Origin of the sequence: Desulfovibrio sp. ZJ200 (assembly GCF_011039095.1) — a bacterium.
GTDB lineage: Bacteria > Desulfobacterota > Desulfovibrionia > Desulfovibrionales > Desulfovibrionaceae > Desulfovibrio.
This window is the reverse complement of sequence record NZ_JAAKEH010000032.1, coordinates 23,513-36,908: the sequence shown is the minus strand read 5'-3', so window position 1 is coordinate 36,908 and position 13,396 is coordinate 23,513. Positions and strand designations below refer to the sequence as shown.

At 54.3% G+C, this 13,396-nt stretch carries 15 protein-coding genes; 4 read left to right on the top strand and 11 right to left on the bottom strand.

Features of this window, described 5'->3' with window-relative positions:
- The 9 genes from G7Y52_RS10090 to G7Y52_RS10050 all read right to left on the bottom strand — a co-directional run.
- Positions 1 to 301: helix-turn-helix domain-containing protein (locus G7Y52_RS10090; RefSeq protein ID WP_206215190.1), on the bottom strand; the 301-nt coding region annotated here is incomplete at its 3' end.
- 116 nt (positions 302 to 417) lie between these two features.
- On the bottom strand, positions 418 to 3,450 hold the full coding sequence (locus tag G7Y52_RS10085; RefSeq protein ID WP_165071292.1) for a type I restriction endonuclease: 3,033 nt from the start codon (positions 3,448 to 3,450) through the stop codon (positions 418 to 420).
- Positions 3,447 to 4,481: a virulence RhuM family protein gene (locus G7Y52_RS10080; RefSeq protein ID WP_165071290.1), complete on the bottom strand. Its 1,035-nt coding sequence runs from the start codon at positions 4,479 to 4,481 to the stop codon at positions 3,447 to 3,449. The genes G7Y52_RS10085 and G7Y52_RS10080 overlap by 4 nt, the downstream gene beginning before the upstream one ends.
- Positions 4,478 to 5,782: a restriction endonuclease subunit S gene (locus G7Y52_RS10075; RefSeq protein WP_165071287.1), complete on the bottom strand. Its 1,305-nt coding sequence runs from the start codon at positions 5,780 to 5,782 to the stop codon at positions 4,478 to 4,480. The genes G7Y52_RS10080 and G7Y52_RS10075 overlap by 4 nt, the downstream gene beginning before the upstream one ends.
- A 5-nt stretch (positions 5,783 to 5,787) precedes the next feature.
- Positions 5,788 to 7,608: a class I SAM-dependent DNA methyltransferase gene (locus tag G7Y52_RS10070; protein ID WP_165071285.1), complete on the bottom strand. Its 1,821-nt coding sequence runs from the start codon at positions 7,606 to 7,608 to the stop codon at positions 5,788 to 5,790.
- A 191-nt stretch (positions 7,609 to 7,799) separates the two neighbouring features.
- Positions 7,800 to 8,354 (bottom strand): hypothetical protein, encoded by a 555-nt coding sequence (locus G7Y52_RS10065; protein ID WP_165071282.1) that lies wholly within the window; start codon positions 8,352 to 8,354, stop codon positions 7,800 to 7,802.
- Positions 8,355 to 8,371: 17 nt separating this feature from the next.
- Positions 8,372 to 9,283 carry a relaxase/mobilization nuclease domain-containing protein gene (locus G7Y52_RS10060; RefSeq protein ID WP_277424305.1) on the bottom strand — a complete coding sequence of 304 codons (912 nt, stop codon included), beginning with the start codon at positions 9,281 to 9,283 and terminating at the stop codon, positions 8,372 to 8,374.
- Complete coding sequence (locus G7Y52_RS10055; RefSeq protein ID WP_165071269.1) at positions 9,280 to 9,420, bottom strand: hypothetical protein; 141 nt, start codon at positions 9,418 to 9,420, stop codon at positions 9,280 to 9,282. The genes G7Y52_RS10060 and G7Y52_RS10055 overlap by 4 nt, the downstream gene beginning before the upstream one ends.
- Positions 9,417 to 9,740 carry a hypothetical protein gene (locus G7Y52_RS10050; protein WP_165071266.1) on the bottom strand — a complete coding sequence of 108 codons (324 nt, stop codon included), beginning with the start codon at positions 9,738 to 9,740 and terminating at the stop codon, positions 9,417 to 9,419. The genes G7Y52_RS10055 and G7Y52_RS10050 overlap by 4 nt, the downstream gene beginning before the upstream one ends.
- A gap of 455 nt (positions 9,741 to 10,195) precedes the next feature.
- Between G7Y52_RS10050 and G7Y52_RS10045 the strand changes: the two genes are divergently transcribed.
- From G7Y52_RS10045 to G7Y52_RS10035, 3 genes are all read left to right on the top strand, one after another.
- The gene (locus G7Y52_RS10045) at positions 10,196 to 10,558 is read left to right on the top strand and encodes a hypothetical protein (RefSeq protein ID WP_165071263.1); all 363 of its coding nucleotides are present in this window, start codon (positions 10,196 to 10,198) and stop codon (positions 10,556 to 10,558) included.
- Positions 10,558 to 11,076, top strand: coding sequence for a hypothetical protein (locus G7Y52_RS10040; protein WP_165071260.1), 519 nt, complete (start codon positions 10,558 to 10,560; stop codon positions 11,074 to 11,076). The genes G7Y52_RS10045 and G7Y52_RS10040 overlap by 1 nt, the downstream gene beginning before the upstream one ends.
- An 83-nt stretch (positions 11,077 to 11,159) precedes the next feature.
- Positions 11,160 to 11,486 (top strand): hypothetical protein, encoded by a 327-nt coding sequence (locus G7Y52_RS10035; protein ID WP_165071258.1) that lies wholly within the window; start codon positions 11,160 to 11,162, stop codon positions 11,484 to 11,486.
- A 21-nt stretch (positions 11,487 to 11,507) separates the two neighbouring features.
- Here the strand turns inward: G7Y52_RS10035 and G7Y52_RS10030 are convergent, their stop codons facing one another.
- Both G7Y52_RS10030 and G7Y52_RS10025 read right to left on the bottom strand, forming a co-directional pair.
- Positions 11,508 to 11,885 (bottom strand): helix-turn-helix transcriptional regulator, encoded by a 378-nt coding sequence (locus G7Y52_RS10030; RefSeq protein ID WP_165071255.1) that lies wholly within the window; start codon positions 11,883 to 11,885, stop codon positions 11,508 to 11,510.
- A gap of 13 nt (positions 11,886 to 11,898) precedes the next feature.
- Entirely contained in the window at positions 11,899 to 12,219 is a 321-nt protein-coding gene (locus G7Y52_RS10025; RefSeq protein ID WP_165071252.1) for a cytotoxic translational repressor of toxin-antitoxin stability system, read from the bottom strand.
- Positions 12,220 to 12,580: 361 nt separating this feature from the next.
- Here G7Y52_RS10025 and G7Y52_RS10020 point away from each other — a divergent pair, with 361 nt between their 5' ends.
- Positions 12,581 to 13,252, top strand: a complete 672-nt coding sequence (locus tag G7Y52_RS10020; protein ID WP_165071249.1) for an NAD(P)H-dependent oxidoreductase — start codon at positions 12,581 to 12,583, stop codon at positions 13,250 to 13,252.
- Positions 13,253 to 13,396 lie beyond the last annotated feature (144 nt).

Genomic DNA, 13,396 nt, shown 5'->3' with positions numbered 1-13,396 from the left:
GACGGTGGATGGCAGCCAGGCAACAGGATTTATTAAAATGCTCTTTAATTTCCTGAAGCGTCATATCAACATTTTTATCAAGAAGGGCTTGCAATTCCCGAATCTCCTCGCATGAGAAACAACTTGGACGATGGCCATTGGGTTTGGCTGATAATCGTTGGTTTTCACGGTAAGCTCTGACCCAATTGCAGATGCTAGCCGGGGTATAACCTAAAATATCTGCCAATTGCCTGGCTGTTGCTTTTCCATCAAGATACGCATGAACAGCCTTGGTTCGGATTTCTTCAGATGCAAATTTCATCTCTGCAATCTAAACGATTTTTAAATAAAATAAAAGTCAAATTGCTCTAAAATTTTCAACAAATTTTGAATGTGACCTGATGCCATAGTGAAATATACAAAACTATCAAGGAACACTCATAGAGCCTTCCTCACTTTCTCCCGCACCATCTCCCGCAACTGCCCTTTTAAAAAGTCCAGCGCGTCTGGTGTCCGATTGATGAGTTCAAAAAAAGCCGCGTTGCTCAGGGCCGCTTCGGCCACGCCGCTGGCGAACACGCTGTCATAGAGCATATTCCATGTGCCCTCGTCTTCGTCTCCGGCAAGGTCGGCAAGGCGATGGTCGCTTGCGGCCACATGCTCGGCGATCTGGCGCAGGGTATGCACCTGATCGTTCTGGTCAAACTGTGTTCCAAAGCGCTGGTTGATTTTCCGCACAATATCCGAAAGCGTGGCAAAGTCCTTTTCCCCCGCCGCGCCGGAATCGCCCTTTATGCCGGGAAAGCCCGTCTCCGCCGGAACAAGCGCAATGCCGCCTTCCCCGGTTTTGGTCAGCTTGTAGTATTCAAGGTCAATCTGCCCGTCCAGATCGGGCAGGCCCTCGGCTTCCGTGGGCAGGGCGGCGGCCAGCGACTTGGCGAACAGGGAATAGATGTGCATGTCTTCATCAAACATGCGGCAAACCTGGGTCACAAAGTTGTACAAACGCACAAAGCGGGCCAGCCCGGTGCGGAAGGCGCGGCGTTCTTCCTCCTCCAGGCGGCTGACGTTTTCCACAATGGGCTTGAGCGTGGCCGCTGCGGCGGCCAGGGCGCTGCCCTCTTTCCCCCGCTGCTTGCGGGACTCCCGGACAATGGCCGCGCCAAAGTCCGCCACCTGCGCGGGCGTATAGACCTGATATCCGTCCAGCCGGTGCCGGATGTCATAGACAAGATTCGGGTCGGTTTCCTCTTCCAGCACCGTGGCTTCATAGAACGGGGCGAAGGATTTCTGGATGTCCTCGGCGCTGTTCACAAAATCCAGCACAAATGTATCTTCCTTGCCCGGCGCGGTGCGATTGAGGCGGGAAAGGGTCTGCACGGCCTTGACGCCGCTGAGCGGCTTGTCCACAAACATGGTGTGCAGTTGGGGCTCGTCAAAGCCGGTCTGGTATTTTTCGGCCACAATCAGGATGTTGAACTCCGTGGCGAACAGATCCGGCACTTCGCGTTCGGGAATTTTGCGCCCGTGTGTGGCCTCATTCAGTCCTTCTTCCGTATAACTGGCGCCGGTATCCCTGACTTCGCCGGAAAAGGCCACCAGAGCGCGCACATCGCTCATGCCGCCTTCGCGTATCTGCCGCTCAAACTCCAGCATATAGCGCACCGCGTGCAGGCGTGAGGCCGTGACCAGCATGGCCCTGGCCCTGCCGCCCATTTTGCGGGCCGTGACGTTGCGGAAATGATCCAGCATGACGGCTGTTTTCTGGGCGATGTTGTGCGGGTGCAGGCTCTCGAAGCGCATGGCGGCGCGGGCGGCGGCGGAAGTGGCATAGCGCGGATCCTCCGCGCCCTTGCACACAAGCCGGAAATAGGCGCGGTAGGTGGTATAGTTGCGCAGCACGTCCAGGATGAAATGCTCCTCAATGGCCTGCCGCATGGAGTAGATATGAAAGGCCCGGAAGCTGCCATCCGCCCGCTGCCTGCCGAACAGATTCAGGGTTTTGTCCTTGGGCGTGGCGGTAAAGGCGAAAAAGGAGAGATTGCGATGCCGCCCCTGCGCGGCCAGCTCCTGCCAGATTTCGTCCTGCCTGCGCTCCTCGCCGGCTTCTTCCTCGCCTTCCAGGCGGGCGTATTCATTCAGGGCGGCATCGGTATCGGCCAGCGCGGTCTTGAGCGTCAGGGCCGCCCGGCCCGTCTGGGAGGAATGGGCCTCGTCCACAATCACGGCAAAGTTGCGGCTGCCGTGTTCCACCTCCCTGAATATGACCGGGAATTTTTGCAGGGTGGTGACGATGATGGCCGCGCCCTCGTTGATGGCATCCCGCAACTGGGCGGCGTTTTTGTCTATGGTTTTTACCAGCCCTTCCACCTGCTCAAACTGGCGGATGGTGCGCTGCAACTGCGTGTCCAGCACCCGGCGGTCAGTCACGACAATGACGGACTGGAAAATCTTGTGATCCTGCGCGTCGTGCAGGCCGGTCAGACGGTGGGCCAGCCAGGCGATGGAATTGGACTTGCCGGAACCTGCGCTGTGCTGAATAAGGTAATTCCGCCCGGGCCCCCTTTCCCGCACGTCCGCCAAAACCTTGTGCAGCACGTCCCACTGATGGTAGCGGGGGAAAATGAGGCTTTCCTTCTGGTGAAATTTTCCTGTTTTCGGGTCTTTTTGTTCCCTGACTTCCAGATGCAGGAATTTTTGCAGCAGCTCCAGCAGGGCGTCCCGGTTCAGAACCTCTTTCCACAGATAGGCCGTGGCGTAGTCGCCGTCCTGCGGTTGCGGGTTGCCCGCGCCGCCCACTTCGCCCGCGCCGTTGCTTCCCTGGTCAAAGGGCAGAAAAAAGGTCTTTTCCCCGGCCAGACGGGTGGTCATTCGGACGTGGTACGGGTCAACGGCAAAACAGGTGAGCACCCGCCGCTTGAAGCTGAAAAAGAGATCGTCAGGCGAACGGGTTTGCCTGTATTGCCGCACGGCGTCATCCACGTTCTGCCCGGTGAGCGGGTTTTTCAGTTCCAGACAGACAAGGGGAATGCCGTTGAGCAGCAGGGCCACGTCCACGCTGTTTTCACTGGATGGGGAGTAGCGGAGCTGGCGGGTACAGTGCAGGATATTGGCCTTGTATTGCCGCAGGCTTTCCGGATTCAGAGCGGTTTCCGGCCGCCAGAACACAACGCGAAATTTTGTGCCCAGAATGGAGAAGCCCTTGCGCAGCACCTCCAGCAGAGAGGTCACCCGCACTTCCTTGCAGAAACGATCAAGGAAAACCTGTTCCGCCTTGCCGGGGCAGTTGCGCTCATGGCGCTGCCAGGCCTTCGGCTGGCTGGCTTTCACGAAGTCCAGCAGAGTTGCGCTATCCAGCGCAAGAGAACGATCAAAACGTCCCGGGTTTCCGGCAGTATAGCCGCCATGCTCACAGAGCCAGAGGCAAATATCGTCCTCAAAATTGCGTTCTTTCAGATTGTCGCCGCTCATTGCTTCCTGCCCTTCAGCTTTTTTGCTTCCGCTTCCATGCCCTTGATGGATTTGAGGTACTCTTCTTCCACAGGGGACAGCGTTTTGGCCTGGAATTTGCGGTATTCGCGTTCCGCCTTTTCCATTGCCTGCGCATGACTGACCGTGCCGGCCCCCTGAAGCACGTTCTCGCCCGTGGCGGCAAGAACACGGTCAAGATGCTCCACATAGTCGCTCATGTGCATGGGATGATGGCGCATGGCCTGGATTTCGGCAAAGTCGAAATAGCCCGAAACAAGATTGTTCAGCAGTTTCAGTTCATCGGCGGTCAGGTAGTTTTTGGCGATGCCGATATCCTTTTTGGCGGGAAAATCCCCGGCAAAGGAGGTCAGGCCCATGAACGGTCTGCCGGCGTCCGCGCGGGCGCAGATGAGTTCCGCCGCTGTTTGCCCATGCGCGGCAAAATGCAGCTTGTTTTGCACCATTTTGAAAAAGGCTGTGGATTCCCTGCTTTTTGGGTCATAATCCACGCTTGTGGCGTACAAATCCAGCACCTGCCGGTACATGACCTTTTCCGAAGACCGGATGTCCCGGATTCTGTCCAGCAGCTCCTGCCAGTATTCGCCCCCGCCGAGCCTTTTCAGCCGCTCATCGTCGAGGGTGAAGCCCTTGCGCATGTATTCGCCCAGCCTCTGCGTGGCCCAGCGGCGGAATTGCGTGGCAATGAGGGATTTTACCCGGTAGCCGAGCGAAATGATCATGTCGAGGTTGTAATGTTCCACCTTGCGGCGAACCGTGCGCGTTCCCTCCTGACGAACCAGTAAGAAATCCTTACAGGTTCCCTCCGGGGACAATTCGCCCTCCGTGTAGATGTTACCAATATGCAAGGTTATATTGGCCCGTGTTGTCTGGAACAATTCCGCCATCTGCTGCTGGGAGAGCCAGACGGTCTCGTCTTCAAGGCGCACTTCAATACGGGTCTGGCCTTCGCCGGACTGGTAGATGAGAATTTCCCCTTGTGGCAGGGGTGCCGGATGCTGGGCCTCATTCATGCCGCCACCTCCCGTTTGCCGGTGACACATTCAAAAATCAGGCTTTTCTTGTACGCGGCCAGCTTGTCCAGCAGGGCCTGTTTTTGGGCTATAATGGCATCTATCTCGGCGCATTTGGCATCGAGGTAGGAGGCGATGCGGTGTTGTTCTGCGAGTGGGGGGAGTGGTAATTGAAAGTTTGAATATTTATCTGCTCCTATATTCTGGATTGTAGCTTGGACAAAAATATAATTTTTCCACTCAAAATATGAATAAGATTGTGTAATATGATAAAAATATCTGTACAATAATATATTGGAATTAAATTTTGCCCGAATAAGATAGCCTGCAAATGCCGCTAAGCCATACTCTTTTTTATATAAAAAACTTTTTCCAACTGTCGCGCCACTCCTTGCAAGCAAGACATCTCCATCTTCAAGAAGATAGTCCGCAGCCTCATCCGTTTGAAGGGATTGCTTATTATCTGATTTCAGATTGCCATTTTCGTCAATATCTGTAATGCGGATATATCTTGGTAAATTTTCTTCATAGGCTGAGCCAGCAGCATTTGCTCCATATTGGAGTGATTGGGTAAGAGTAAATTTCAATCGAAGGCATTCCCAGCCATCTGGTATCTCCCCAATCCACGGCACGCCGCTGTCCTGCATGGGCACGTCAGGGTCAAGCCCTTTAGTCACGGCCTCGGTGATGACCGACATCCTGTACGCTTTCAACTTGTCCATGCTCTGCCGCACAAGCTCCATGTTGCGGTCGATTTCTGCGCATTTAGCATTGAGGTAGGAGGCAATGCGGTGTTGTTCTGGGAGAGGGGGGAACAAAACATTTTCATCTCGCATGAATTGAGGAGAAATTCTTTTGAGACCTCCTGTTCCTGACATTGTTGCTATTGCGCGCTGCCTAAATAATTCATTTCTAAAATAATAGAACAGAAATTTATTATCTATATTATTAACCCGCACGACAAATATTTCAGACGTACCGAATCCAATACAATTTTTAAGATTATTTGCTATTGCAATATTCCCATTTTCAAAACATGGCGTAACTTTTGCTAATAATATATCTCCGTCATTAAATATATTATACGATGAACAATATTCGGAAAAATTTTTTATTATGGTATTAACAAAATATCCATATTTAATATTTTCCATTGGGAGAAAGCTTACTTCTGTTTCTGGATTGATATCATCAATATTTACCATAGGATTAATAGTGCATATAAACTTGAGACGTTTTGTCTCCCACCCCTCCGGTATCTCCCCAATCCACGCAATGCCGCTGTCTTTCATCTTGCGCATGGCCGCTACTCCCCTTCTCCGAACAAATTTGCAAGGTGCCCGGCCAGCTCCATTTCCAGCTCCCGGATTTCCACGGCCAGTTCCGCCGCCGGGCGCGGGGGCGTATACTCATAAAAGTAGCGGGTAAAGGGGATTTCGTAGCCGACCTTGCTTTTGCTCTCGTCAATCCAGGCGTCCGGGGCGAAAGGCAGGACCTCCCGTTTGAAATATGCCTGAATATCCTCTTTCAGCGGCACATTTTCCGTATCCCGGCGGGAGGCGTCGGCCTTGCGCGGCGTGCGTCGGCCACCCGGCTTTCTCCCGCGTTTTTTGGGCGCGTTGTCTGGGGCTGAGTCTGGGATGAGCGGGGCGGTCGGCGGCGTTTCCCGCTGGTCCGCCTTGTCAGCGACTTCCGGGGCGGCTTCGCTTTCTGCGGGGCGTTCCACAGTGATTTTGGTGTAGCCGAAATCCGCCACGTCAAAGATTTTGCTGATTTTGCTTTCGGCAAAGTCGCCATACAGTCGGCAGATTTCCTCTATGGCGGCGGGGGGGATGTCGTTGCGCTTGTTGCCCAGAGATTTGCGGCGTTTCTCAAACAGGCCGTTGGCGTTGATGAGCTGCACCTTGCCGCGCCGGGCGGCTGCCTTCGCCTTGCACAGCACCCAAATATAGGTGGCTATGCCCGTGTTGTAGAAAATGCCGTTGGGCAGGGCGATAATGGCATCCAGAAAATCATTTTCCAGAATAAAGCGGCGAATCTCGGAAGGGCCGCTGCCCGCGTCCCCGGTGAACAGGGGAGAGCCGTTCTGGATGATGGCCGCCCGGCCTTCGGGCTTGAGGCGGGCCACCGCTGTTTGCAGAAAAAGCATCTGGCTGTCGGATATGCTGGGCAGCCCGGCGGAAAAGCGCCCGTTGGCCTGCTTCGCCTCGCGTTCCACAGCGGCCTTTTCGTTCTTCCATTCCCGGCCAAAGGGCGGATTGGAGAGGATGTAGTCAAACTGCCGCCCGGCAAACCGGTCATCGGAAAGCGTGTTGCCGGACTTGATAAAATCCGCCTCATTGCCCTTGATCAGCATGTCCGCCTTGCAGATGGCAAAGGTTTCGTCGTTCAGCTCCTGCCCGCACAGCACCAGACTGGCCCGGTTGTTCAGACTGTGGATATGTTCCTGCGCCACGGAGAGCATTCCGCCCGTGCCGCAGGCCGGGTCGTAGATGGACTTGGTGACGCTTGCGCCGGAGAGGGCCGCGCTGTCATGGGTGAACAGCAGATTGACCATCAGCTCGATCACTTCGCGCGGGGTGTAATGCTGCCCGGCATCCTCGTTGTGCGCTTCGGAAAAGCGGCGGATCAGTTCCTCGAAGATGTAACCCATTTCCAGATTGGACACCTTGTCCGGGTGCAGATCGGCCTTGCTGGTGGTGAACTCCTTCAGCACCAGGTACAGCACGTTTTTTTCGCTCATGGTGGCCAGATGGGGCCAGAACGGCTTGAACCTTTCCAGTATCTGCCGGACGTTGGGGGAAAAGGCATTGCAGTAGGCGCGGAAATTGGCCTCCAGATCGGCGGGGGCGTCCAGCAGCCGGGCAAAGGTGAACGGGCTGGTATTGTAGAAGGCATAGCCGGAGGCCTTTTCCAGCAGTTTGTCCAGCAGGGGGCTGCCCGCATACTGTTTGCAGGCATCCAGAACAGCCTGCTTGCCGGGTTCCAGCACGCTGTCGAAACGGCGGATGACCGTGAGCGGCAAAATGACCTCGCCGTACTGGTGCGGCTTGAACACGCCGGTCAGCTTGTCGGCGATGGCCCAGATCAGATTGGCCTTTTCGGAAACAACAGCGGCAAGAGACATGAGGCTTCCTTCTGATAAGCGATGGATAACACGGCAATTTTTCAACGGGGCTCAGTATAGGGCGCGCTTGGGCAGGAAGCAAGATTTCCATCCACAGCTGTTGCCGTTCATGGCGAATGGCTGGAATTGCGGATAACAGATACTACCTGTTTAAAATCTGCAAGAACAACAGGAATTTTGATATGAAAACATTATCGCATACGATGTATAGAAGATGTTCTTTCTCGACAAGTTTTGTGCTCAATGTGTTCCGCTTCCTGATTGAATTTCTGAATCTGTTCCGGCGTTGGGTTGGCATTGGCAATATCAATATCTCCCGCCGTCCCGAATGCGTACCCGACCACGCTGCGCCCGTACTCTATCCGTTCGTCACGGTTCTGTCCGTGGGGGCGGGCGGGGGTGTGTCTGTACAGTTCTCCGGCAACTTCCTGCGCCGTGTATCCGGCACAGCGCATGTACAGAGCAACAGTCGCGTCCAGCCGTGATGCGTCCATCTTTTTGGGAAAACGCTTTTTGACCATTTCCCGGTAGGCGGCATACGGGGAAGCCAATGTGCCGACCCTGGGAAATTTACGTTTCCTGACCTCCACGCCGGGAACGATCCGTTTGCGAAAACGCCACAGATTGCCGAGGTGCGGGCTGGCCTTGCCGAGCCAGTGCTTGAAGCGAGGAAGCCGCTCCGGCTTTTCTGATTGAGATTGCCTGTCCCGCAACGCCGCTTTCTCCTGCCGCTCCTGTTCTTTCAAAAAATGCCGGGCAATGTTCAGTATGGAAAGTCCGTGCCGGGCAAGACGGGCTGTGGCTGCCTCCCGGCGCTCCTGCTGCCGCTGTCCCAGATCTTCCCATTTTTCCTCCTTCCTCTTTTCAGCGAGGAGCCTTTCCTCGGCCAGCCTTTGCCGCTCTTTCTGGTACTCCAGCCACTCCTCCCGCACACATGGCTGACCGGCTCCGGAGCGGGCTTTTTGAATGTCCGCCTGGAGTAGTAGCCTGGCTCGAACGCTCCGAGCCGCTTACACAGTTTGGACAGACTGAAATTTCTGTCCACGCTGGACGCCTTGACCGCCATATCCCCCACAAAAATCACCGCGCCGGAGCCTTTGCGGGCGAAACGCAGCCCCACGGCATCCAGGCCGGCGTGCAGCTCTTCCCAGCATGAGGCGTTCTGAATGACGGCATGTCCGCGCTCCTGGGCGATGCGCTGCGCGGATTTCTCGCCGGTGGCGTTTTCAAAGTCTTCGGCCTTGACCTTGGGTTTTACCTGCGCCCGGTGCAGGAGATTCCTGACCACATGCCCTTGTTCATTGACGCGATAGCGGGCATTTATCTGCGGTGCCCATCCCTGCTTGTATTCGATTTCGGCAATAATTTTGTGCGCCGCCTCAATGTCGAATCCGTGATGCGGCTGAATTACCTTTTTAGTATATGGATGCGTCCGGTTCACAACGATGCGCAGGTGATAATTACCCGTATTTTTATGCAAGGCGTAAATTGTCTGGTGTTCGGCAAGCCCCATTCCCCGGAGAAAAAGACTGACCGCCTCGTCCACCTGTTCGCGGGACGGCTGTTCGTTTTCCTGCCATGACAGAATCCAGTGCGTGACCGGCATTTTGCTCTGGATGGATTCCTCAGCCAGAGAAATCATTTCCCTTTTCTGCGCGGCAACAGTCGTTGTCAGAAAGTTTCTGCTTCCGGCAAAGGCGAGTTTGTCCCGGCCGCGTCATCATGGGAAGCAAGAACGTAGTCCACCAGACCGCCGATCATGGCGGACTTGGATTTTTTGAAGCTGGTACGCTTGAGCTTTTTGACGATCATTGTTGTTCGCTCAGGGCTTCGATGGCTCGCCGGACTTCCCGCAAGGCGGCGTCCAGTTCCGTGAGGGTGGCCGTGCTTTGTGTTCTCCGCACCACGTCGAAATGATGCTTGAGCAGACCTCCAAGTCGCCGCAGTTCCCGGATGGTCTGGTCGTCCGTTCTGGCAATGATGGGCCTGCCGCCGAAGAACAGCCGCCGCATGTACTCGGAAACGGAGATTCCGGCGGTCGCGGACTGCTGGGTGATTCTTGCGTCTTCTTCTGCGGTAAGCCTGAGCGTCCGCCGCCGCTGAAATCTGATTGTCGCCTTCCGCTTTTCCATCTGCCTTTCTGTCTTTTTGAGAGCGTGAGAAGCGAAGCGCCGAACGCTCTGCCGGAGTCCAGAGGCGAAGCCTTTGGCAAGTTTGTAGTCGGCGTCAGACGGCTACCAACTTGTAAAGACAAACTGCAAACGTGAGCCAAAATACCGCTGATTGATTTTTCCATTGCCTTTGCTCCCTTCACTTTGTTGATTGGCTTCAGCATACGCTCAGAAATAGTTTTATATCCAGCGAAAAAAGCAAATAGACGGTATTATACTGTCATGAACAAACTTTTCTGATTGCTATTTTGTATGATAAATATTTATTTATTGTCCATATAGGTCCATCTTCAACACTGTAATTTTATGTTATCCAATACAATCCACGAAATGGCGTTGAATAAGAATCTGAAATTGTGCTACGGAAAAGCAATTCTCAATTTTGTCAATTCACATTCAAAACAGGATAAACGCCAATGGCAAAGCCAATACGCTATACTGACGCGCAAATAGAAACGGCCCGCAAAAAACTCCGCAGTCTGGCGGCGCAGAATCAGGGACACACGCGGGCGGAAACTGTCGGCATACTCTCTGCCGATGTCCGCAAGGCCGCTCAAAAGGGATACAGCATACGGCAAATTCGGGAGGTGCTGACTGAGGCCGGGCTTGCAATCTCGCTTGACCGTCTCAAGGTGGTACTGAACGCGCCGGAAGAAAACAGCCAGGCGGAACTTTTTGCTACTGGCGGCAAGTCCGGGGTGATTGCACCCCTGCCTGACGAAAAGCCCGCGCAGCCTGTCGCGAGCACGTTACTTGTACGGAAAGAGGAGAAGTTGTGATGAAGACTTCCGTCCCTGCGCAACTGACGCTTTTCCCCATGCCCCAGAGGGACATTCGGGGCTTGAGCTTCATAAGCGCAATCAAAAGCGGCTTGCGCCCTTACGAATACAAGTCAGTGATTGAGGCTTCGTGCATGGAGGCCATTCTGGATTTCAAGATATGGGGAAAAACTCCCTGCCTTGGGTGCTACTTCCGGGACATCTCCACGGGCAAAAAGTTTGTGCTGTACGCCCATGATGATTGTCATTCCCGTCGCTACACGCCCAAAGACAAGGAATTTGACTTCAGTCAATCCGGCATGGAGGGCGGTCTGTTTTATCTCGTAACCCGAAAAACACGGACGGGCAAAACGTCGCCGAAAGAAAGGCGGCAGGGTCAAGGTTGCGAAGCGCCCGAAGGGCTTGACCTTGACCGTGCCGCCGCTTTCGGCAACGTGCCGCGTCTTGATGGGCCGGAAGGAAGACTGGGGAATGCTCTGCAAGGGCCGGACAAATCCTTTTCCATCCAGGGAAAATAGGGGTTGATTTTAGGGGTAAATTTATCGTGACTCTGATTTATTCTATTGTTTTTATTTATAAAAATATGTTGAGCTTGATGCTCATGAAAATGCAGGATGCTGAGAAGACATGGGAATTATTGCGCGGGCAGGCAGGGCAAAGCACTGTCCTTCGCACCACAGGCTTCAACGTCAATGAACAAATCAGTTCCGACTATCGCGACGCCAATTCCACCACAGTGGAGCAGGAAGACCGCGTTGTCCTGCGCGACTTGCAGGAACAGATAGAGGGCGAGGCCCATTTTGTCTTTTCCGGTCAGATCGTCCGGGGCGATATGTTCTATGCCAATCCCTCACTCAAAAAGGCGCAACTGAGAGTGCCGCAGTTGTTGCAACTCAGTCAGGAGGCGGTAATCCATGAAGCTGCATAGCGCGAAACAGTCTGTTCCCTGCTACAGAAAAACCTTGTACGGGATATTGAACACTTTTTCCAGTCGCTTGGCCATTTTTGTGGAAATCGGGCGCTTGCCACTTTCCATTTCGGAGATCGCGTTTTGGCTGACGCCAAGGCGGGCAGCCAACTCCGCCTGCGTGATGCCCTCCTTGCCGCGCAAGCCCCGCAAGGCCATAGCCGGACTGGCGTCAGGAAAGACTTCATCCGCTGTGACCCATTCTTCCCCTTCTTCATTGAGACGCCGAACCTTGTGCCCTGCCAGAGTAAGGACGCCGCGAATAGCTTCGGCAACCTTCATGGTGCTCGCCGGGGGGACGGTAAGCTGGATCACACCGCGTCCTTCCGCGTCGGAGCAAAGCTTCATTTCTGCCAACATGGGATTCCTCCGTTTATTTATAACGGCTGTAATCAACCTTTTCATGTGTACCGGCAAATTGAATATCCAGTACGCGGACAATCTTATCAACAATTTGCCAGATGACGACATAGGTCGGATGCCCTTTGTTCAAATGACAATGGTAGTGGCCGGATTTGCTGCCGACGATTTTGCTGTAATTCGGCCAGCCCGTGACAACCGGGCCTCTGCTTTCAAGGTCTTTCCGCAGCAAATACAGTATGTCGATTATGGCCGGAGGCAGCTTGGCTTTTTGCTTTTCAGCCTTGCGGCTGAAAATGACCGTCCACAGTTTGGTGTCGTCAGCGTCTTTCATGCCACAAGGCTAAATGTAAAATGGTATAATGTCAACAAAATATACTATTTTTACTATTTTTATAGCCATCTTCAGGAGATTACCTTGAACGCACAACTCAAGCTTTCACAACCTGGAGCAGATTACCTTTGACTTTCATAAAAAGTCAAAGGTAATCTGCTCTAAAGAAACGGAGTGCGGCTTTCGCAAGCATCCATGCCGATATAACCATATTTATGAATATCTTTTTTCAGATGCGTCTGCCGGGCCTGGTGAAACTTTCTGCTTTTCTCAGTGCTTCGGATGCGGTACAAAAAAGTTCCGGCACTGTGCCTCACAGGGCAGCGCCCTAACACATAGGATGCACAAAGGAGCATTTTCCATGTCTTCCATACCCGATATGCTGATGCGCGCCTGGCGTTTTCGCCATGCCTGCAAGAAGTTTGATCCCCATAAAAAAATCAGCGATGCCGACTTTCAGACCATTTTGGAAGGAGGCCGCCTTTCTCCCAGTTCTTTCGGCTTTGAACCCTGGCAATTTCTGGTGGTCCAGAATCCCGGCCTGCGCGAAAAAATCCGCGCCGTGAGCTGGGGCGCGCAGCAGCAACTGCCCACAGCCAGCCACGTTATCGTCATTCTGGCACGCAAGCCCCATGAAATGCAGCCGGATTCGTCCTACATCCAGCAAACCATCATGCGCGAGACGCAGGATCTGCCGGAGGATGTCGCCGAAGCCCGCACGGAAAAGTATCGCGAGTTTCTGGAAAAGGATTTTGCCCTGGCGGGCAATGAGCGGGCCGAATTCGAATGGGTCGCGCGCCAGTGCTACATCGCCCTGGGCAACATGATGACCGCGGCTGCGCTCCTGGGCATTGATTCCTGCCCCATCGAAGGTTTTCGCAAAGCGGATCTCGAAGCAGTGCTCAGCCGTGAGGATCTGATGGACGATGCCCGCTGGGGCGTGGCCTGCATGCTGGCCTTCGGCTACCGCGCAAAGGAGCCCCGGCCCAAAACGCGCCGCCCGGAAGAGGCCGTAGTCCGCTGGGTACAGTAGGCTCGGTCCTTCCTCAGGGCAGTTCCCCTTTGAAACTGCCCTGCTGTCGCGAAAGCGGCAGTCGCCGCTTTCTGTAGCACAGATAGCGCGTCCGTCATTCGCTGCGCTCCGAGCCGGGTTTTGCGCACATGGGGCAGCACGGCT

Coding starts and splice junctions, on each gene's coding strand:
- G7Y52_RS10080 (WP_165071290.1), bottom strand. CDS start 4,481: ATGAATGAGGCCCAGCATCCGGCACCCCTGCCACAAGGGGAAATTCTC.
- G7Y52_RS10035 (WP_165071258.1), top strand. CDS start 11,160: ATGAAAATGCAGGATGCTGAGAAGACATGGGAATTATTGCGCGGGCAG.
- G7Y52_RS10020 (WP_165071249.1), top strand. CDS start 12,581: ATGTCTTCCATACCCGATATGCTGATGCGCGCCTGGCGTTTTCGCCAT.
- G7Y52_RS10075 (WP_165071287.1), bottom strand. CDS start 5,782: ATGCGCAAGATGAAAGACAGCGGCATTGCGTGGATTGGGGAGATACCG.
- G7Y52_RS10055 (WP_165071269.1), bottom strand. CDS start 9,420: ATGATCGTCAAAAAGCTCAAGCGTACCAGCTTCAAAAAATCCAAGTCC.
- G7Y52_RS10030 (WP_165071255.1), bottom strand. CDS start 11,885: ATGTTGGCAGAAATGAAGCTTTGCTCCGACGCGGAAGGACGCGGTGTG.
- G7Y52_RS10040 (WP_165071260.1), top strand. CDS start 10,558: ATGAAGACTTCCGTCCCTGCGCAACTGACGCTTTTCCCCATGCCCCAG.
- G7Y52_RS10045 (WP_165071263.1), top strand. CDS start 10,196: ATGGCAAAGCCAATACGCTATACTGACGCGCAAATAGAAACGGCCCGC.
- G7Y52_RS10025 (WP_165071252.1), bottom strand. CDS start 12,219: ATGAAAGACGCTGACGACACCAAACTGTGGACGGTCATTTTCAGCCGC.
- G7Y52_RS10085 (WP_165071292.1), bottom strand. CDS start 3,450: ATGAGCGGCGACAATCTGAAAGAACGCAATTTTGAGGACGATATTTGC.
- G7Y52_RS10070 (WP_165071285.1), bottom strand. CDS start 7,608: ATGTCTCTTGCCGCTGTTGTTTCCGAAAAGGCCAATCTGATCTGGGCC.
- G7Y52_RS10050 (WP_165071266.1), bottom strand. CDS start 9,740: ATGGAAAAGCGGAAGGCGACAATCAGATTTCAGCGGCGGCGGACGCTC.